The organism is Streptomyces sp. NPDC020917 (genome assembly GCF_044333795.1).
Taxonomy (GTDB): Bacteria; Actinomycetota; Actinomycetes; order Streptomycetales; family Streptomycetaceae; genus Actinacidiphila.
This window is the reverse complement of the sequence record NZ_JBIRRR010000016.1, coordinates 120,862-140,857: the sequence shown is the minus strand read 5'-3', so window position 1 is coordinate 140,857 and position 19,996 is coordinate 120,862. Positions and strand designations below refer to the sequence as shown.

15 protein-coding genes are annotated in these 19,996 nt (G+C 74.2%); 10 read left to right on the top strand and 5 right to left on the bottom strand.

Annotation, left to right across the window (positions count from 1 at the left end; all coding sequences use genetic code 11):
• Positions 1 to 269: 269 nt before the first annotated feature.
• Entirely contained in the window at positions 270 to 3,380 is a 3,111-nt protein-coding gene (locus tag ACH4TG_RS29055) for an ATP-binding protein (RefSeq protein WP_398245507.1), read from the bottom strand.
• Between the two features lie 180 nt (positions 3,381 to 3,560).
• Between ACH4TG_RS29055 and ACH4TG_RS29050 the strand changes: the two genes are divergently transcribed.
• From ACH4TG_RS29050 to ACH4TG_RS29040, 3 genes are all read left to right on the top strand, one after another.
• A complete protein-coding gene (locus tag ACH4TG_RS29050; RefSeq protein WP_398245506.1) occupies positions 3,561 to 3,989 on the top strand; it encodes a DUF5959 family protein in 429 nt (142 codons plus the stop codon).
• A gap of 253 nt (positions 3,990 to 4,242) precedes the next feature.
• Entirely contained in the window at positions 4,243 to 5,040 is a 798-nt protein-coding gene (locus tag ACH4TG_RS29045) for a trimeric intracellular cation channel family protein (protein WP_398245505.1), read from the top strand.
• Positions 5,024 to 6,286 (top strand): amidohydrolase, encoded by a 1,263-nt coding sequence (locus tag ACH4TG_RS29040; protein ID WP_398245504.1) that lies wholly within the window; start codon positions 5,024 to 5,026, stop codon positions 6,284 to 6,286. Before ACH4TG_RS29045 ends, ACH4TG_RS29040 begins: the two co-directional genes overlap by 17 nt.
• Positions 6,287 to 6,320: 34 nt before the next feature.
• Here the strand turns inward: ACH4TG_RS29040 and ACH4TG_RS29035 are convergent, their stop codons facing one another.
• Together ACH4TG_RS29035 and ACH4TG_RS29030 are read right to left on the bottom strand one after the other, a co-directional pair.
• On the bottom strand, positions 6,321 to 7,547 hold the full coding sequence (locus ACH4TG_RS29035) for an MFS transporter (protein ID WP_398245583.1): 1,227 nt from the start codon (positions 7,545 to 7,547) through the stop codon (positions 6,321 to 6,323).
• A gap of 160 nt (positions 7,548 to 7,707) precedes the next feature.
• Positions 7,708 to 8,700 (bottom strand): LacI family DNA-binding transcriptional regulator, encoded by a 993-nt coding sequence (locus ACH4TG_RS29030; protein ID WP_398245582.1) that lies wholly within the window; start codon positions 8,698 to 8,700, stop codon positions 7,708 to 7,710.
• A 377-nt stretch (positions 8,701 to 9,077) separates the two neighbouring features.
• On the opposite strand from ACH4TG_RS29030, the gene ACH4TG_RS29025 reads away from it, so the two are divergent.
• The 4 genes from ACH4TG_RS29025 to ACH4TG_RS29010 all read left to right on the top strand — a co-directional run bounded on the left by ACH4TG_RS29025 (position 9,078) and on the right by ACH4TG_RS29010 (position 12,354).
• Entirely contained in the window at positions 9,078 to 9,920 is an 843-nt protein-coding gene (locus ACH4TG_RS29025) for a hypothetical protein (RefSeq protein ID WP_398245503.1), read from the top strand.
• A 114-nt stretch (positions 9,921 to 10,034) separates the two neighbouring features.
• Positions 10,035 to 10,493, top strand: coding sequence for a GNAT family N-acetyltransferase (locus tag ACH4TG_RS29020; protein ID WP_398245502.1), 459 nt, complete (start codon positions 10,035 to 10,037; stop codon positions 10,491 to 10,493).
• Positions 10,494 to 10,573: 80 nt separating this feature from the next.
• Positions 10,574 to 11,572, top strand: a complete 999-nt coding sequence (locus tag ACH4TG_RS29015) for an ATP-binding cassette domain-containing protein (RefSeq protein ID WP_398245501.1) — start codon at positions 10,574 to 10,576, stop codon at positions 11,570 to 11,572.
• On the top strand, positions 11,569 to 12,354 hold the full coding sequence (locus ACH4TG_RS29010; RefSeq protein ID WP_398245500.1) for an ABC transporter permease: 786 nt from the start codon (positions 11,569 to 11,571) through the stop codon (positions 12,352 to 12,354). Before ACH4TG_RS29015 ends, ACH4TG_RS29010 begins: the two co-directional genes overlap by 4 nt.
• 22 nt (positions 12,355 to 12,376) lie before the next feature.
• Here ACH4TG_RS29010 and ACH4TG_RS29005 read toward each other — a convergent pair whose 3' ends face one another.
• Positions 12,377 to 13,096 carry a TetR/AcrR family transcriptional regulator gene (locus ACH4TG_RS29005; RefSeq protein WP_398245499.1) on the bottom strand — a complete coding sequence of 240 codons (720 nt, stop codon included), beginning with the start codon at positions 13,094 to 13,096 and terminating at the stop codon, positions 12,377 to 12,379.
• A 180-nt stretch (positions 13,097 to 13,276) separates the two neighbouring features.
• On the opposite strand from ACH4TG_RS29005, the gene ACH4TG_RS29000 reads away from it, so the two are divergent.
• The 3 genes from ACH4TG_RS29000 (at position 13,277) to ACH4TG_RS28990 (ending at position 17,952) form a co-directional block, all read left to right on the top strand.
• The gene (locus ACH4TG_RS29000) at positions 13,277 to 13,654 is read left to right on the top strand and encodes a VOC family protein (protein WP_398245498.1); all 378 of its coding nucleotides are present in this window, start codon (positions 13,277 to 13,279) and stop codon (positions 13,652 to 13,654) included.
• 119 nt (positions 13,655 to 13,773) lie between these two features.
• Entirely contained in the window at positions 13,774 to 14,274 is a 501-nt protein-coding gene (locus ACH4TG_RS28995) for an AAA family ATPase (protein WP_398245581.1), read from the top strand.
• A gap of 144 nt (positions 14,275 to 14,418) precedes the next feature.
• A complete protein-coding gene (locus ACH4TG_RS28990; protein WP_398245497.1) occupies positions 14,419 to 17,952 on the top strand; it encodes a family 78 glycoside hydrolase catalytic domain in 3,534 nt (1,177 codons plus the stop codon).
• Between the two features lie 123 nt (positions 17,953 to 18,075).
• Here ACH4TG_RS28990 and ACH4TG_RS28985 read toward each other — a convergent pair whose 3' ends face one another.
• The gene (locus tag ACH4TG_RS28985; RefSeq protein WP_398245496.1) at positions 18,076 to 19,845 is read right to left on the bottom strand and encodes a beta-galactosidase family protein; all 1,770 of its coding nucleotides are present in this window, start codon (positions 19,843 to 19,845) and stop codon (positions 18,076 to 18,078) included.
• Positions 19,846 to 19,996 lie beyond the last annotated feature (151 nt).

The window sequence follows — 19,996 nt, the reverse complement described above, 5'->3', positions numbered from 1 at the left end:
GGGCGGGGGGGGGCGGCGGGGGGGGCGCGCCCCCCCCCGGCCCCGGGGGGGGGCGCGGGGGGGGCGGGGGGCGCGGGGGGCCCCCCCCCCCGGGGGGGGGGGGGGCGGGGCGCCCCCCCCCCCGGCGGCTCTCCGCCGGCGGGTTCGGCGCCGTTGCCAGAGGTCATGGCGGCTGCTCCGTTTCTGTCCCGGAGCAAGCAGTGAACGCCGGGCGGGCGGCAGCCGACAATGCGCAGAACTACCCGGGAAACTCGCGGCCCTTGCTGCGACTACTCCGTCAACTGGCCGTGCTTCGGGGCGCTGCCGGGCGGCGGAACGTCACCGGACTCCACCGCCGCGACGGCGAGCGCGGTGCGCGAGGGCGCGTTCCGCTTGCGCATCGCGGAGTGCACGTGCTTCTCGACGGTGCGCGGCGAGAGCCCGAGGACGCGGGCGATCTGCGCGCTGGTCCGCCCCTCCACCAGCAGCCGCACCACGTCGAGTTCGCGCGGCGAGAGCCGGTCGCCGTAGCCCGGCCTGCCCACCCGCGCGCCGACCCGCACCCCCTCGTCGGCGAGGGCGCGCCGCACCCGGTCCGCGTCCCCGGTCGCGCCGAGCGCCGTGAGGCCGTCGAAGACCACCCGGAACTCGCCCACCGCGCGGTCCCGTTCGCCCGCGGCGAGGCGGCAGCCGGCCGCCGCCTCCCGGGCCAGCAGGGCGTCGTAGGGGCGCGGCAGCGCGGCCCAGGCCGCGGCCGCCTCCTCGAACCGCTCGGCGGCCGCGCCGGGTTCGCCGTCGGCGCGGGCGAGCAGGGCCGCGGCCTGCCGGCGGGCCGCCGCCGCCATCGGCGCGTCCAGGCCGCGGGTGCCCGCGGCGAAGTCCTCGGCCGCACGCCGGGCCTGTGCCGGGCACCCGGTGTCGAGCAGCGCGCGGATCCGCAGCGGCGCCAGCTCGGCGGCCCACAGCCAGAGGTGCTTGGCCTCGACGATCCGCCAGGCGTCGTCGGTGGCGGCCCGCGCCTCCTCGGGCCGGCCGGCGGCGAGCGCCACCCGGGCCAGCACCGCGGACGGATCGCGCGAGCCGTCCACGGGGCCGCGTGGGCGCCCGACCGCGATCGCGGCGTGCACCCGCTCCAGCGCCCGCCCGTGGTCGCCGCGCGCGGTGTCGAGCAGCCCGAGCAGCAGCAGCGCGTCGGCGCGCAGCACGGCCTCGTCGGTGTCCAGGGCCGCGACCGCCCACCGCCGCGGCTCCGGCCGGCCCGCGGTGAGCCAGTCGAGATGGGCGAGGGTCGCCCCGACGAGGTCGAGCAGGCGCAGATGGTGGTGCTGCCGGGCCAGGGCGGCGGCCACGTCGAGATGCCGCCGCGCCTCGTCGTACCGTCCCCACAGCATCGCCGCCTCGCCGAGGTTGGCCAGGCCCCTGGCGCGCTGCAGCAGTTCGCCGGGGGACCGCCCGCCGGACGGCAGCTCGCGCGCCGCCGTCCAGCCGGCGGGGTCGCCGAGCACCAGGAGCGTGGCGGCGCGGTCCATGAGGAAGGAGAGCCGGGCCTCGGGCGGCGGGCCCGGCGGGGCCTCGACGAGCCGCCCCGCACGCTCCAGCCAGGCGCGGTGCTGCGCGGCCGGACGGGCGGTGGCCTGCGGGCGGGCGAGCATCATCATCGCGCGTACCGCGGCGACCGGCCGGTCCCGGACCAGCGCGGGCACGATCCGCTCCATCTCGTCCGAGGCGGCCTCCACGTCGCCGAGGTGGAACATCAGCCGGGCCAGTTGCCAGGTGGCCTCCGTCCGCTCCCCCGGCGTGACCGCCGCGCCGGCGGCCTCGCGGAGCACGGTGACGAGTTCGCGCAGCGGCGGGTTGCCGGGAGCGGCGTACATCGGCATGCGCTGCACCAGGCGGGCCACCGCCGCTCCCCGGGCGGCCCGACCGGTGAGGACGTCCAGGAGCAGGGCGAACGCGCTGCGCGGGTCGCCCGACGAGATCGCCTGGTCCGCCGCCTGCTCGGCGTACGCCGCCCAGCGGTCGCGGTCGCCGGCCTCCCTGAAGTGCCGGGCCAGTTCGGCGGCGCGGCGCACCGGCTGCCGTTCGAGCGCCTCCCCGGCGCGCAGGTGCAGCCGGCCGCGCTCCATCGCGCCGAGGGCGTGGTGGACGCTGCGCGCGGCCAGCCCGTGCCGGAAGCCCACGCGGGCGTCGCGGTCCTCCTGCAGCAGCCCGCCGGCGAGGGCCTCGGCCAGCCCGCTCTCCGCCTCCTGCGCGGACACGGCGGCGACCTCGGCGACCAGGGCCGGCGGCCGCTGCCCTTCGAGGACGGCGAGCGCGCCGAGGACCGCGCCGGCCGCGGGCGCCAGGCGCGAGGTCCGCTCCAGGACGGCGTCCCGGATGCTGGGCGGGACGTCCAGCTCCGCGACGTCGCGCCGCAGCCAGGCGCCGTCCTCGCACACCAGGTCGGCGCGGTCGTACAGCAGCCGGACGCACTCCTCGATCGCCAGCGGCAGCCCGTCCGTGCGGCGGTGGAGGAACTCGGCGAACTCCGCGGAGACCGGCTCCCCGCCGAGCATCGAGGACACCAGGTCCGCAGTCCCCGCGGTGTCCATGGGCCCCGGTTCCAGCCGGGTGACACCGGTCTGCGCGACGACGCGGCGCAGCAGCGACTCCGGCCGGACGTCCTCGGGCCGGTAGGTGAGGACCAGGCGCGGGCGCGCCCGCCGCGCCCGCAGGAACAGCAGCAGTTCCAGCGTCGTCTCGTCCGCCCAGTGCGCGTCCTCCACCACGAGCAGCCCGACGCCGAGCCCGTCGATCAGCTCGACGAGCGCGCGGAGCAGGCGGTGCCGGGCCGCCGTGGCGTCGGGCAACGGCTCGGGAGCGGGCGGCAGTTGACCGGCCCACTCCGGGAAGACCGGCCGAAGTGCCCCGGCCAGCCCGGTGAGATGGAGGTCGGCAACGTTGTCGGCCAGGGCGCGGACACCGTCGACGACGGGGCCGAGCGTGTACGGCTCCCGGAACGGCAGGCACACCGCCACCAGGGCTGTCTCCCCGCGCCGCCGCAGGAGTTCGGCCACCAGCCGGGTCTTGCCGATGCCCGCCTCGCCCGCGACGGCCACGAGCCCCGGCCGCTCGTCCAGGGCGCGGTCGAGCAGGGCGAGGTCGCGGTCGCGGCCGACGAGGCGGGGGACGCCGAGCCCGGCACGGCGCGCGGTGCCGTCCCGGCCCGCGGGGGCTCCCCGACGCGGCGGGGCGTCCCGGCCCTCCGCGGAGTCCCGACCTTGCGCGGTGTCCTGACGCGGCGGGAGGTCCTGGCGCGCGCGGGCGACGTGCGGCGCGAGGGCTTCCCCGGGCGTCCGGGTCTCCCCGCCTGCGCCGGCGCCGTCGCGATCCGAGGTGCCCGCACGTGCCGCAGCACTCATCTCCGCCTCCGTTCACCGTCCTTGCCCGCCCGGCCCGGGGACACATTCTGCCGGTCGCGGCCGCGGGCCCCGCCGCGGTGCACCGGGACCCGCGACGGACGGTGCCGGTGCGGGCGTCTAGTCTGCGGCACGACGCGCGAGCCGGGAGGGGCCAGGACGCGCGAGCCGGGAGGGGCACCGATGGCAGAGGAACCGATCGACCTGATCCGCCTGGAGGGGAACGGCAGCAGCGTCGTCCTCCGGATCACCGGGCCGGCAGTAGGGGAGGGGACGGCCCCGACCGGTTCCCTCGCCGCCGAGTACATGGTCGACACGCCCTTCGTCCGGGGCACCCTCACGACCCTGCTCGCCCCCGGGGACCTGCGGGAGTGGCAGGAGTGCCTGGACGCGCTCGACGCGGGAGGGGACATCGCCTGGTGCGCCGGGCAGCCCGTCCCGTGCCTGTACATCGATCGCGACGCGGACGGCGAGGACCGCTGCCAGGTCACAGTCAAGGACCACTCCGCGTCCCTGACGGGCGTGACGGTGACCGTGCCCCTCGCCGACGCCTGGTTCGACGACGCGTACCGGCGCCTGGAGCAGGTCTGCGACACCTGGCCCATGACCTGACGGCGCACCAGCCGGAACCGGCCGGCCGGATGCCGCGCGTAATGTCCGCGCGGCCCGGTGACCTCGCACGGAGCCGTTCCGGCGTGCCTGATTGGCAAGCCGGAGCGGAGGAGGCACGCTGTTGGGCGCACGGCTCCACGGCGGGGCGGCGGGTCGGCGACCGGGCCGGCGCCGGCGGCCTCCGCGAGGTGTGAGGCCGAGGCGCAGGCTGTCCGCCGTGAGACGCGTGGATGGGGACCAGGCGGGAGTATGCGTGTCACAGGTGCTTTCCCCGTCGGACGTCAGCCTCGTCACGCACTACCTCGACCTCGCCGGTGTGGCCATCTGCGGGCTGCTCGGCGGTGCGGTCGCCCGGGCGGAGGGGCTCGACCTCTTCGGCTACCTGGTCGTCGGCACCGTGTCGGGTCTGGGCGGCGGCATCATCCGCGACACGCTGCTCCAGCACGGCACGCCGGTGGCGCTCACCGACGGTGCCTACCTTCCGACCGCGTTCGCCGGCGCGTTCCTCGCGTTCCTCTTCACCTTCGGCGAGGAGCAGTGGAACCGCCTCTTCCTCTACCTGGACGCCGCAGTGCTGAGCTTCTGGGCCATCGCGGGCGCGCAGCGGACCCTTTCGGTCGGGCTGGCCTGGCTGCCCGCCGTGCTCATCGGCACGCTCACGGCGGTGGGCGGGGGAGCGGTGCGCGACGTGCTGCTGCGCCGGGTGCCCGCGGTGCTGGGGGGCAACGGGCTGTACGCGACGGTCGCGATCGCCGTCTCGGGCCTGTACATCCTGTGCGCCGACCAGGGAGTGCCCACGCTGGGCATCATCCTCGGCGTCCTGGGCGGGGTGCTGCTGCGGCTCGTCGCCACGCGCCGGGGCTGGCAGCTGCCCGGCGGCCTGCCGATGGAGCCGGGCAAGGCGCTCGGCCACGTCCGCGCGCGCACCAGGGGCGGGAGACCGGACGGCGCGCAACCCCCCGGCGACGAGGAGCAGTCGGCGGAGCAGGAGCAGCCGCGCGACCAGGAGCAGCGACACGACGAGGAGCAGCGGCATGACGAAGGCGAGTGACGCGGTGCTGGCCGGCCTGGACGGCATCAGGACGGACGTGGAGGACTACTACCGCGACCTCCACGCGCACCCCGAACTGGGATTCGCGGAGACCCGCACCTCGGCCGGGGTCGCGGACCGGCTGCGGTCCTGGGGCTACGAGGTCACCGACGGCATCGGCGGTACCGGCGTCGTCGGCGTGCTCGCCCGCGGCTCCGGCCCCACCGTGCTGCTGCGCGCGGACATGGACGCCCTGCCGGTGAAGGAGGCGACCGGCCTGCCTTACGCGTCGACGGCCACCGCCGACCGCTCCGGGGACGACGTGCCCGTCATGCACGCCTGCGGCCACGACGTGCACGTGTCCTGCCTGCTGGGGTTCGCGCGGCTGATGGCGCAGGCGGACGGCGTCTGGCAGGGAACCACGGTGGTGCTCTTCCAGCCGTCGGAGGAGAACGGCGACGGCGCCCGCGCGATGCTGGCCGACGGCCTGGCGGACCGCATCCCGCACCCGGACGTCGCCCTGGCCCAGCACGTGCTGCCGTACCCCGCGGGGTTCGTCGGCGTGCGGTCCGGGGCGTTCCTGAGCGCGGCGGACAGCCTGCGGATCACCTTCCACGGCCGCGGCGCGCACGGCTCGATGCCCCAGGCAGCGGTGGATCCGGTGGTGATCGCCGCGATGTGCGTGGTCCGGCTGCAGACCGTCGTGTCCCGCGAACTGCCGCCGACGACCCCCGCCGTGCTGACCGTCGGCAGCATCCGCGCGGGTGCCAGCCCGAACGTCATCCCGGACACGGCCACCTTGGAACTCAACGTCCGCAGCTACGACGACCGGACCCGCGACCACATCCTGGAGGCGGTCCGCAGGATCGCCCGCGCCGAGTCCGACGCCTCCGCGGCCCCGCGGGAACCCGACGTGGAGACCCTGACGACCTTCCCGCCGACGGTCAACGACCCGGACACCGCGGAGCGGCTCGACCGCTCGTTCCGCGCGCACTTCGGCGAGGCCGCCGGAACCGTGGAACTGCAGACCGCCAGCGAGGACTTCAGCGACATCCCCGGGGCGCTGGGCGTCCCCTTCTGCTACTGGGCCATCGGCGGCACCGACCCCGACCGCTACGCCGAGGCCGAGCGCAACGGCACCGTCAACCGGGACATCCCCGTCAACCACTCGCCCACGTTCGCCCCCGTCCTCCAGCCCACCCTGGACACCGGCATCACCGCCCTGACCGTCGCGGCCCTCGCCTGGCTCGCCCCCGAGAAGGCGTGACGCCCGGCCGCTTCCACCACTGCGGGGACCGCGGCTAGCGGTTCGCGGCCGGCACGTGGTCCTCGGCGCGCGGGGCGTGACCGGCCGGCGGGGCCGTGGCGGTCAACCGGGCCGGTGCGGTGCGGGCGGTGACGACCATGACGGCGAGGCCGAGGGTGACGATCGCGGCGCCGACGTAGAGCGGGGAGCGGTACCCGAGGCCGGCGCTGATGGCGAGGCCGCCGAGCCAGGCGCCCAGCGCGTTGCCGACGTTGGAGGCCGAGACGTTGGCGCTGGCGGCCAGCGGGGCGCCGCCGGCCGCGTCGGTGACGCGGGTGATCATGCCGGGGACGCTCGCGAAGCCGAAGACGCCCATCAGGAAGACCAGGACCACCGACGCGATCCGCTCGTCGGCGAGCAGGCCGAACACCGCGAGTGTGGCGGCCAGTCCGGCCAGGGACACCAGCAGCGTGCGGTCCCGGTCGCGGTCGGCCCCCCGCCCTCCGGCGACGTTCCCGGCCACCAGCCCGCATCCGTAGACCACGAGCAGCCACGCGACGTCGTCGGTGGAGAATCCGGCGACCTCGGTGAAGGTGTAGGCGATGTAGCTGAACGCCCCGAACATGCCGCCGTATCCGAGCGCGGTGGCCCCGAGCGTCAGCCAGACCTGCGAGGAGCGGAAGGCGTGCAGCTGGGGACGCAGGCCGGCCGCGCGGTGGTCCGCGTCCACCGCGCCCGCCCAGGCCGGCACCCACACCGCGAGGGCGGCCATGGCCAGCATCCCGATCCCGGTGATCGCCCAGAACGTGGCACGCCACCCCCAGCGCTCGCCGATCAGGGCGCCGAACGGCACGCCGAGCACGTTGGCGACGGTCAGACCGGCGAACATCACGGCGACCGCGCGCGAGGCCCGTTCCGGCGGCACCATCCGGCGGGCCACGAGCGAGCCGATGCCGAAGAACGAGCCGTGGCACAGCGCCGCCACGATCCGGCCGAGCATGGCCACGGTGTAGGTGGGGGCGAGCGCGGTCAGCAGGTTGCCGGCGACGAACAGGGCGACCAGGCCGACCAGGACGGCCTTGCGGTGCAGGCCCGTGGTGGCCGCGGTCAGCACGATCGCGCCGATGGCCACGCTCAGGGCGTACCCCGAGATCAGCCAGCCGGCCGCGGCCTCCGAGACGTTCAGGCCGCTGCCGACCTGCGGCAGCAGTCCCGCGATGACGAACTCCGTCAGGCCGATCCCGAAGCTGCCGAGCCCGAGTGCAACCAGTCCGGCGGGCATCCGCCCCGCGTCCCGGTTCCGTTCCTCCGTGTTCACGCAAACATGATGGGGGTCCGATCCCCGGCGCGACAAGGCCCTGCCTCCGCGGCGCACACGGCGCGGCGACGGATCGGCCGCGCAGCGCGCGAGCAGGAGGACCGACCGATGGGCACGGCGGCGGTCAACCGAGGCCGGGCGGCGCGGCGGTGCTGGCGCGGACGACGAGGGAGGTGGGCACCAGCGCCGTGCCGATTTCCTCCTCGTCGTTGCGGATCTGCCGCAGCAACTGCGCGACGCAGCGCCGGCCGACCTCGGGGAAGTCCTGGTGGACCGTGGTCAGCGGCGGCAGGAAGGCCGCGGCCTCCGGAATGTCGTCGAACCCCACGACGCTGACGTCCTCCGGCACCCGCCGCCCCTGTTCGTGCAGGGCCCGCAGAACACCCAGTGCCATCTGGTCGTTGGCGGCGAACACGGCGGTGCACTGCGGTTCGCGGGCCAGCCGGAGTCCGGCCTGGTAGCCGGACTCGGCGGTCCAGTCACCGTGGAGGGGCTCGGGCACCTCCCGGCGGCGGGCCCGCAGCGCGGACTGCCAGGCGTCCACGCGGCGTTCGGCGGAGTAGGAGTCGGCCGGCCCGGCGACGTGCCACACCGTGTCGTGGCCGAGGTGCAGGAGGTGCTGGACCGCGGCGCGGGCGCCGCCCGCCTGGTCGGTGTCCACCACGCAGTAGCGGTCGCCGGCGTTGGAGTCGACCACGACCACGTGGGCGCGGGGCGGCAGCGCCACCGTGGCGGCGTCCAGCAGGTGGGCCTCCATCAGGATGATGATGCCGTCGACGGCCAGCTCTCCCAGGCGGGTGAAGGCGCCGCGCACGCCGTCCTGGGTGGGCACGGCCACCGGGAGCAGGGTGATGGCGTAGCCCTCCTCCGCGGCCGAGGCGGCGACGGCCTCCAGCGTGCGGACGTTGCCGATGGTGGAGAGGTTGAACAGGATGACGCCGATCGTGCGGAACTCGCCGCTCTTGAGAGCACGGGCCGCGCTGTTGGGCCGGTAGCCGAGTTCCTTCATCGCGGCCAGGACCTGCCGGCGGGTGGAGTCCACGACCCCCGTCGACCCGTTGGAGACGCGGGACACCGTCTGCGCCGACACCCCGGCGAGCTTCGCCACGTCCGCCATCGACGCGCTGCGCCGGCGCTTGGCCGGTGGCGCCGGGGTCTGCGTCGCCTGCGCGTGCGTTGCCTGGTCGTGCGTCGCCTGCGCCTGCGTCGCCCGCGCCGACGTGGTGGGGGGTGCGGTCGGCTGCGGCAGGTCCGCCGGGGGCAGGTCCGCCCGGCCCGTCCGCCCGCCGCCGAACTCTGCGGTCTCGCTCTCGCTCACGTGTCGCCTGCACCTCACCCGCTGGCTGGGGCCGCCCGGTGGCGGCCGTCACAGTGTAGGCAGGCCGCCCCCCGGGCAACCGAAGCCCGCGGCCGCTCCTGCGGCCAGGACCGTGGGCCCGGGACCGCCGGCGCCGTGCAGGGCCCTGAACTCGCCGCCCGCTAGCATCTGTCGGCATGGGGACGCGGGGGTGGCGGCTGGGCGCCGTGGCGGGGGTGGCAGTGCTGGCGGCGATCTGCGCCTCCGGCTCCGAAGTGCCGGAACAGCCGCGAACGGTCTCGGAAGACGGGCCCCTCCCCGCCGACCGCTACCAGGCCACGCCCCAGGACGCCCAACAGGCCGAGCGGGCAGCGGCGTTGCTCGTCCGGCAGTGCATGGCGGGGCGCGGCCACCCGGACTTCCCGCTCGATCCGCGCTACCCCACGGACCCCCTCGTCGTCGTCTCGGTCGCCACGAGCTACGGGGCCGTCGATCTCGACGCCGCGCGGCGCTGGGGCTACGGGTGGGACCCCGCCGGCAAGTCTGCCGTCGCGGAGCCCCAGGGCCGCCGGATGACCGCCGTGGAGTTCGCGGACCTGCCCGCCTGCAACGACCGGGCGAACCGGCGGCTGATGCGCGGTATAGACGCGCAGAACTGGCTGTACGCGAGCACCCGGGCGGTCGAGGTCGACAAGGCGGTCGCGCGTGACCCGCGCCTGCGTGCCGCCTGGGACGCGTGGTCCCGCTGCGTGGCGGACCAGGGCTTCACCCGCTACCCGGATCCCGCCGCGGCATACACCGACCACGCCTGGCAGCGAGGCAGCGACGGCAACACCCAGCACTCCCAGCGGGAGAGGGACACCGCCGTTGCCGACGTCCTCTGCAAGATCCGCCACCACACCGTCGACCTCTGGCGCAGCGTGAAGGCGGAGCAGCAGACCGCCGACATCGCCCGGCACCGCGCCGGCTACACCACCGCCCTGCGCCAGTTGCGGACCTACCGCGCCAACATCGCCGACGTGCTGCGGACGTCGGGGTAGCGGCCGCCCCCGCCGCAGCCGATCGCCGGGGCGAGCCGCACGCCCCGCCGGCACGCCCGCCGCGCCCTGCCCATCCAGGTGCAGCCGGTGAGTCCTGCCTCGTAGCCTCGGCCCATGACCGACCCCGCGCTCGTCCCCGACGACTTCGCCGTCCCCACGGAGCTGATCACCCCGCGCTTCCGTCTGGAGCCTCTGGGGCCCCAGCACAACGCCGCCGACCACGCCGCCTGGACCAGCAGCATCGAGCACATCCGCGCGACCCCGGGCTTCCAGGGCCGGGGATGGCCTCCGCCGGACGGGATGACCCTGGACGCGAACCTCGCCGATCTGCAGCGCCACGCGGACGACTTCGCCCGGCGCCGCGGATTCACCTACACCGTCATCGACACCGGCAACGGCGAGGTGATCGGCTGCGTCTACATCTACCGTTCCCGCAGCGACGACCATGACGCCGACGTCCGCTCCTGGGTCAGAGCCGACCGAGCCGAACTGGACGCGCCCCTGCACGCGGCCGTCACGACCTGGCTGACCGTGAACTGGCCCCTCGGGACGCTCGGCCACCACCCCCGCTGAGAAAGTTGCGTACACCGTACTCACTTACGTACAGTCAAACAGCGTACGTAGTACTCATTTTCTGGGGACGTGGAGGAGACGTGGACTCACCCATCGTGTCGGCACAGGGCCTGCGCAAACGCTTCGGTGACGTCGAAGCGCTGGCCGGCCTGGACCTGGCCGTGCCGCCCGGCACGGTCTACGGGCTGCTCGGACCGAACGGCGCGGGCAAGAGCACCGCCGTCCGGATCCTCAGCACGCTGACCCGCCCCACAGCCGGGCGCGCAGCCGTCGCCGGCTTCGACGTCGGCGAACACCCGGGCAAGGTCCGCGAGGTCATCGGGCTGGCCGGGCAGCACGCGGCCATGGACGAGAAGCTGACGGGCCGCGAGAACCTGCGGATCTTCGGCCAGTTGGCCCGGCTGGGCCGGCGCGGCGCCCGGCGGCGCGCCGCGGAACTGCTGGAGCGGTTCGCGCTCACCGAGGCCGCCGACCGGCAGGTGAGCACCTACTCCGGTGGCATGCGGCGGCGCATCGACCTGGTCGCCAGCCTGCTGCGCGCGCCGTCCGTCCTCTTCCTCGACGAGCCCACCACCGGACTCGACCCGCGCAGCCGCCGGGAGATCTGGGCCGTCGTCCGCGAGGTGGTCGCGGCCGGCACGACCGTGCTGCTCACCACCCAGTACCTCGAGGAGGCCGACCAACTCGCCGCTGCCGTGGCCGTGATCGACCGCGGGAAGGTGATCGCCGAGGGCACCCCGGCCCAGCTCAAGGCGCGGATCGGCAGCCACGTCGATGTCGAGGTGGGCAGCGAGGACGACCTCGCGGCGGCCGGCGCCGTCCTCGCGCGGATGACCGGAGGACAGCCGCGGGCCGACGACCTGCGCATCGTCACGGGCGTCCACGGCACGGCGCCGTCGGTGCCGCAGATCGTGCGCGCACTCGACGCTGCCGGGGTGGCCCTCCAGGACGTCGGCGTCCGCCGGCCCAGCCTCGACGACGTCTTCCTCACCCTCACCGGCCGGCCCGCGGAGCAGCCCGTTCGGCGGCGGTACGACGAAGCGCCCGGGCAGGGCGGGAAGCAGGAGGCAGCGGCGTGACCGTCGTGGCGGACAGTCTCACCCTGGTCGAGCGCAAGCTCCTCCAACTGCGGCATCAGCCCGGCACCCTCGTCGCGATGCTGGTGATGCCCGCGGTCATGGTCGTCCTCTTCGGCTACGTCTTCGGCAGCGCCATCCAGGTGCCGGGCGGCGGGAACTACCGCGAGTACCTCATGCCCGGCCTGTTCGTGATGACCGGCATGTTCGCGCTGTCCTCGGCGATGGTGGACGTCGCCGCCGACCGGACCCGCGGGGTGACCGACCGGCTGCGCTCGATGCCCACCTCCCGTACGGCGGTGCCGGTCGGCCAGACGGGCGCGGACGCCGTCACGGGCCTGTTCGGACTGGCCGTCCTGCTGGCCTGCGGGCTGGCGGTCGGCTGGGGGGTGCACGGCGGCCTCGGACGCGCCGCGGCCGCGGTCGGCGTCCTGGTCCTCTTCCGCTGCACGATGTCCTGGGTCGGTACGTACCTGGGGCTGCTGCTGCCGTCGGAGCAGACGGCCGACGCGCTGTCGCCCCTCACCCTGCCGCTGAGCATGCTGTCCAACGCGTTCGTGCCGACGGACGGCATGCCGGCCTGGCTGCGCGCGGTCTGCGAGTGGAACCCGATCAGTGCGGCGGTCGCCGCGTGCCGGAAGCTGTTCGGCAACCCCGGGGTCCCTGCCGCGGACGCGTCCTGGCCGCTCGCCCACCCGCTGACCGCGACCCTGTTGTGGGCCGCGGTGCTGCTGGCGGTCTTCGTTCCGCTCTCGGTCCGGCGCTTCGCCCGCTCCGGCCTGTGAACCCGCGCCGCGGAGCGCGGCGTCAACGCGGGGCGGACAGGGCCGGGAAGCGGGTCTCCACGCCGTCCAGCAGGATGGCGAGGCCGGCCTCGAACTGCTCGTCGTGACCGGCGTGCCGGGCCTCCTTCACCAACCGCTCCAGGTACGGATACCGGCCGCCGGCCACCAGTTCCGTCACGTACGGCCCCATCCGCGCCTGCCAGGCCGCGCGATCCTCCCCGGAGCGCAGGGCCGCTTCGTGCTCGGCCGTCTCGGCCTGGCAGGCACCCGTGACCCAGCGCCGGATCAGGTTCACGACGTGGACCATGTCGTCGATGGTCAGTCCGCGGCCGTCGACGAGGGCGAGGTCGCGCTCGTTGGCGCGGAGCATGTTGGGGCCCAAGATCGGCCGGCCGGCCATGGCGTGCGCCAGCCAGGGGTGGCGGCGCAGCGTCTCCCGGTACCGGCGGGCGAACGTGGCCAGATCCGCACGGGCGTCCCCGGTCGGCTCCTGCGCCTCGAAGCCGAGGGCCTGGTCGATGACCACGGCGTACAGGTCCTCCTTGTTCGGCAGGTACCGGTAGAGCGTCATCGCCCCGGTGCCCAGCTCCTTGGCGATGCGCCGCATCGTCACCGCTTCGATGCCCTCGACGTCCGCCAGCGCGATCGCCACCTCGGCGATCCGCTCACGGCTGTACGCCGGTGCCGGTCCGCGCGCCCCTCTCTCGCGCCGCAGCCAGATGATCGGATTCGGATCGCTCATGCGCCGATGGTATGCGCGTGCGGTGTCCTCGGTGAGCCGTCCCGCCGGCGGTCCCCGGCACGGGAATGATCTTTACCGTGCCTGCCCCGTCGGGTACGGTCCTGACGTCGTTCTCGCTGCTGGGAGCCCGCGAGATGCGTGCGCGGCCCCCGCGGCCCGCCTACTGGGAGCAGGTTCTTCATGGCATGTCGTATCGGTGAACTGGTGCTCGGCTGCCGCGATCCCGAACTGCTGGCGCGGTTCTGGTGCGACGTCCTCGGCTACGTCGTGGTCGGCCGCGAGGAGGGCTGCGTGGAGATCGGGACGCCGGAAGGGTTCGGCGGTCCGCAGCCGACGATCTTCTTCAGCGTCAGGGACGAGCCGGAGCCGGGGAAGTCCCGGCTGCACATCGACGTCAACCCCACCGACCGCGACCAGGACGCCGAGCTGGAACGTCTGCTGGCGCTCGGTGCCCGCCGGGCCGACATCGGCCAGAGCGGGGACGAGTCGTGGCACGTCCTGGCCGACCCGGAGGGCAATGAGTTCTGCCTGCTCAAGGCCCGCATCAAACCGCTCTGAGGACCCGCGAGGGGGCTCGTCGGCCGAAGCCCGCGGCGCCGGCCGGCGTCCAGGATCCGGCGGCCATCGTCGCAGCACAGCCGCCGCACTCCGCCGGAGCGGCCTAGCCTGGTTCCGTGATGCAGCGGACGAGCACGGTGGTGCTGATGTGCGGCCTCCCCGGAGCGGGCAAGACGACGTACGCGCGCGGGCTCGTGCGACGCGGCTACGTCCGGCTGTCGATCGACGAGGCGGTCTGGCAGCGGCTCGGCGGGCGCGACGCCGGACTGGTGCTGGAGGCGGGGGAGTTCGACCTGCTCAAGGAGGAGGTCCGCCGCGAGCAGCGGCAGGAACTGGTCGCGTTGATGCGGGCCGGGCGCGACGTCGTGGTGGACTACAGCTTCTGGAGCCGCGCCGCCCGCGACGACTACAAGGCGCTGATCGAAAGCCACGGCTGCCGCTGGGAGTTGGTTCACCTCAAGTCTGATCCGGCGACGCTGGAGCGCCGCCTCGCACAGCGGAACGCGGAGGACGGCCCCAACTCAGTGACCGTGGACGCGCAGCTGTTCCACCGCTATCTGACCGCCTTCGAGGAACCGCATGGCGAGGGCGAGCGGGTCGTGACGCAGCCGCAGGACTGAGCGACCGAAGCCGCCAGGCGTCCCCCATGGCGTGAACCGATTCAGACCCCGTCCCGTGTCATATGTCTTGACGGTCGTGTTCCGTACTCCGTAACGTCACTAAGCAGGGAAATGAAACGTTTCAAGAAGGGGAGGAGGGTGACGATGCGTCGACGATGGGCATCTCTCCTGGCCACGACGGCACTTGCCGCATCGGTCGCCTTGGTGCAGCCTTTCGCCGGGCCGGCCGCCGCGGACGCCACCGGTACCGGCCCGGGCGCGCCCACGGGACTGGTGACCGACTCGCTCGGCGCACCGATGGACGTCGACCAGGCCGGCGGGCCCGACTTCGGCTGGCAGTCGCAGGTCGGCCACCAGACGGCCTACGAGATCAAGGTCAGCGCCGGTGACGCCGGCAACGCCCCCGTGGTCTGGGACAGTTCCCGGATCACCTCCGACGCGTCCACCGCCGTCCCGTACACCGGCGGCACCCTGAAGCCCTCCGAACGCTACTCCTGGCGGGTGCGCGTCTGGGACGAGCAGGGCAGGCCCACCGCATGGTCGTCGCCGGCGCGGTTCGGGACCGGCCCGGGGCAGACCTGGGGTGACAGCCGGCCCATCTGGTCGGCCCCGCCGGCGGTCGCCTCCTGGACCGACTACCGCCTCGATGTGAGACTCACCGTCACCAAAACGGCGTTGGGGATCAAGTTCCGCTCCCCGGACTCCCGCGACGGCTACATGTGGCAGTTCCGGGCTTCGAACGCCAGCACCCCCAACTCCCTGGTGCCGCACGTCGAGACGGGCGGCAGCTTCAAGGTGGGCACGGCCGTGCCCCTGGGCGCCGCGCTCGACCCCGGCACCACGCACGACGTGGCGATCGAGGTCCGCGGGTCCACCCTCACGACGTACCTCGACGGCCGGGTGGTCGACTCGCGGACCGACACCGCCTACTCCCAGGGCGGCATCGGCTTCCGCACCGGCAGCACCGAGACGGGCACCGCCGACGACGTCAGGGTCATCAGCCTGGTGCCCGCCGACAACGGCAAGGTGCTGTACTCCGCCGACTTCAACGCCGCCGGCGCCTCCTTCCCCTGCGGCACGGTGCAGGACCAGCACCTGGTGGTCGGCACCAGCCAGGACTGCCTGAGCGCCAACACCACGAACGACTGGGCGCTGATGCGCCGGGACGTCGCCCTGCAGCCGGGCAAGACCGTCGACTGGGCGACCGTGTTCGCCACCGGCTCCTCCTTCGACGCCGCCGAGCAGTACGTCTACAAGCTGTACCTGGACGGCGACTTCGTCGGGCTCGGGCCCACCAAGTCCTTCGGCAAGGAGACCCGCTACGACGGCTTCGACGTCACCGCCGCGCTGCGGACCGGCGGCGCGCACGCCCTGTCGGCGATCGCGTACACCACCAAGGACCAGCGTTTCCAGGCGTACCTGGTGGTCCGCTACACCGACGGCAGCACCCAGACCGTCGGCACCGGACCCGGCTGGACGGCCGAGTCGGGCTCCGCGGTGTGGCCTTCGGCCAAGAGCATCGGCACCAGCTACTGGAGCGCGCCGCAGGAGGACATCACGATGAGCGCCTACCCGGACGGCTTCGGCCGGCCCGGGTTCGACGACTCGTCCTGGTCCGCCGCCACCGCCAAGAGCCCCTTCGCCGACCTCGAACCGACGCCCTTCGCCAAGGTCGCCGAGCAGCGCCGGGCCCCGGTGAAGATCACCGACAAGGGCAACGGCAACTACCTCGTCGACTTCGGCCAGACCTGGCAGGGCGGCGTCCACCTCACCCTCACCGGCACCGCCGGACGGCAGGTGACGCTGCGCTACGGCGAGGAGCTGTCCGACCCGAGCACCGTCCGCTACCAGCTCCGCACCGGCAACACCTACCAGGACGTCGTCACGATGCGCGACGGCACCCAGACCGTCGACACCTGGGGCATGCGCGTCTTCCGCTACCTGGACGTCCTCAACTCCCCGGTGCCCATCACCGCGCACAACCTCCAGGCGCTCGCCCTGGTCTACCCGTTCGACGAGAGCCAGTCCCAGCTCACCTCCTCCGACCCCGACCTCGTCTCGGTGTGGCAGCTGTCGAAGAACACCGTCGAGACGACCAACCAGAACTTCTACACCGACTCCTGGACCCGCGAGCGCGGCCCGTACGAGGCCGACAACTACATCCACCAGCTCGCCGCCCTGTACCTCAGCGGCGACCCCACCCTGGGCGAGTACTCCATGGAGTACTTCACCGACCACAGCACCTGGCCGCGGGAATGGCCGCTGTACGTCATCAGCTCGGTCTACGACAACTGGCAGCGCACCGGCTCCACCGCGCAACTGGAGCGGATGTACCCGGCGCTGGCCGGCAAGCTGCTCGGCAAGGACTTCAACGCCGCGACCGGCACCATCGACGGATCGGACGCCATCGTGGACTGGCCCGCCAGCCAGCGGGACGGGTACGTCTTCGCCCAGCGCAACACCGTCGTCAACGCCCTGTCGTACAGCAACTACCGCGACATGGCCGCGATGGCCACCGCGCTCGGCAGGACCGACGACGCGGCGAGCTACGCCAGGACCGCCGACACCCTGCGGACCACGCTCAACTCGGCCTTCTGGAACGGGACCAAGGGCGCCTACGACGACGGCCTCGACGCGGGCATGAACCCGACCGGCCACTTCGCCGACCAGGCCAGTGCCTTCCCGGCGGCCTTCGGCGTGCCGGCCTCCAAGGAGCAGTACGACGCCGTCGCCGCCTACCTGGCCTCGCGCGGCATGGCCTGCGGCGTGTACTGCTCGGGCTTCCTGCTCCAGGGCCTGTACAAGGCGGGCGCCGCCCAGACCGCCCTGGACCTGCTCACCTCCGACAGCACGAACAGCTGGCGGCACATGATCGACCTGGGCGCCGGTGCGACCGGGGAGGCGTGGGACCCCGCGCAGAAGAGCAACATGACCTGGTCGCACGCCTGGGCGGCCGCCCCCGCCTACGTCATCCCGCGCGACATGTACGGCATCGCGCCCACCTCGCCCGGCTACCGCACCTTCACCGTCACCCCGCAGCCGGGCGACCAGACGTACGGCTCGGTGAGCACCCCCACCGTCAAGGGGACGATCGCCACGGCCTTCCACCGGCAGTCCGGCCGTACCGACCTCGGCGTGCTGGTGCCCGGCAACTCCACGGCGACGGTCAGAGTTCCGGCCACCGCCGGGTCCTCAGGCGGCACGGTGTACGTCGACGGCCGCGCCACCAGGGCCACCGCCGAAGACGGCCGGCTCACCGTGAGCGTCGGCGTGGGCTGCCACGTGCTGAGCACCTCCGCCGACCCCGGCGTGCGCGCCGACCGGCTGCTGACCGGCATCTGCGGTCAGGCCGACGACGCGGGCGACGCCCCGACCGGGAGCCTGGCCAGCACCGCCGGCCACGCCGGCGCAGGGCAGGCCGTCCCCGTCACGCTCACCCTGGACCAGCAGGTGACCGGGCTCGGCGCCGGGGACATCCAGGTCGCGGGCGGCACGGTGAGCGACCTGGCCGCGCACGGTATCGGGGCGGCCGGCACCACGTGGACCTTCACGGTCACGCCCAACGGCCAGGGAGCGGTGCGCGTCTGGCTCCCGGCCGGCGCCGTGCACGGCACCACCGGCCGGGCCAACCTGCCCGTCACCCCGCTCGTGATCCCGGCCGCCGCCGCGAGCGGGTGACACCGCAGTGCCCGGCCGCGTGAGGCGGCCGGGCACGAAGGCGGCGCCTGCCGGAACGCACTCGGGGTTCCGGCAGGCGCCGCTCGTCGATCCACGCCGGCAGTGGAGCCGGCCGGGCGGCGGTCACTCCACCGTCGGGCCCAGATCCGGGGTGTCGCGCAGGTCCACCGACGCGCGGGAGGCGGCGTGGAGTTCCAGCACGACGATCTCGTTGCGGCCCTCGCGCAGTGCCGGCCCGGGGACGTAGAGGCGGCGCTGCGGGCCGCGGGACCAGTAGCGGCCCAGCGCGAACCCGTTCACCCAGGCGCAGCCCTTGGTCCAGCCCGACAGGTCCAGGTAGGTGTCGGCGGGCTCCGCCACGTCGAACTCGCCGCGGTGGAAAGCCGGTCCGACGGCCGGGCGCGGGTCCGCGTCGGCGAAGGCGAGCCCGGACAGGTCGTCCAGCGGCAGGGACCGGCTGGTCCATCCGGTCAGCGCCGCCCCGTTGGCGGTGACCGGGCCGACCAGGCCCTTGCGGTCGTGGATCGCCTGCCCGTAGTTGACCCGGCCCAGGTTCTCCACGAGCACGGAGAGCCGCGCTCCGCCCTCGGGCACCTCGAACGCCAGGGAGTGCTCGTGGCTCTCGCGCTCCAGCACGCCGACCGGACCGCCGTCCAGGAAGACCTGCGCGCGGTCGCGCACGCCGGGCGCGTGCAGCAGCACGGGTCCGGCGGTGTCCAGGCGCGCCTCGTAGAGCACGAACCCCAGGCTGGTGCCCGCGCCGTGCCCGGCCGCCAGCTCCTCCATGGTCAGCGGGCGCTCGCCGGCCACCGCCGTTCCCAGCGACGGCAGTTGGGTGAACAGGGGGGCGCGCTGCGTGAGCCGGACGCCGAGCTGGTTGAGCTTCTTGGACGGCTCGGGCAGGGGCGCGTCCGGGACCGGCGCGTGCCTGGCGATGACCTCGCGGAACGCCGCGTACTTCGGCGTGGGGTCGCCAGCCTCGTCCAGCGGCGCGCCGTAGTCGTAGGAGGTGATCGTCGCCCGGTAGGTGTCCTTGTCGTTGGCGCCGTTGGTGAAGCCGAAGTTGGTGCCGCCGTGGAACATGTACAGGTTGACGCTCGCCCCGGCGGCCAGCAGCAGGTCCAGGTCCGCGGCGGCGCTCTCGGCCGGCCGGGAGGCGTGCAGGCCGCCCCACCGGTCGAACCAGCCGTTCCAGAACTCCGCGCACATCAGCGGCCCTTCGGGCTGGTGCGCGCGCAGCGCGGCCAGGTTCTCGGTCACCCGGCTGCCGAAGTTCACGGTCGCCAGCACGCCCGGCACCGAGCCGCGGGCCAGGTCGGCCGGCTGGTCGCTGGTGAACAGCGGGACGTCCACGCCGTGTTCCCGCAGCATCTCCGCGATGCGCCGCAGGTACGGCAGGTCCTCGCCGTACGCGCCGAACTCGTTCTCGACCTGGACCGCGATCACCGGTCCGCCCCGCGTGCCCAGGTACGGCGCCACCCGCGCCAGCAGTTCGGCGAAGAAGCGCTCGACGGCGCCGAGGTAGCGCGGGTCGGTGCTGCGCAGCCGGATGTCCGGCTCGGCCAGCAGCCAGCCCGGCAGGCCGCCGCCCTCCCACTCGGCGCAGATGTACGGACCCGGGCGCAGCAGCACGTGCAGGCCCTCCTCGCGGGCCAGTTGCAGGAAGCGCTCCAGGTCCAGGTCGCCGTCGGCCCGGAACTCGCCCGGCCGCGGCTCGTGCAGGTTCCACGGGACGTACGTGTCCACGGTGTTCAGCCCGAGCAGCCGTGCCTTGCGCAGGCGGTCCCGCCACTGGCCGGGATGCACGCGGAAGTAGTGCAGCGCCCCGGAGATGATGCGGAAGGGTTCGCCGTCCAGGCGGAACCCTTCCCGGTCTATCCGCAGTACGGGCATGGGATCCAGGTCCTCCGCCTCAGTCGTTCGAAGATCGATGTTTGCGTAAACACTAGCCGGATATGAGTCTGACCAGCACCGAGTGCCGTGTCAAGGCTCCCTGTTGACCGCCGGAGCCGGTCCGCGGGCGCGGTCCGGCCCCGCCGAACGG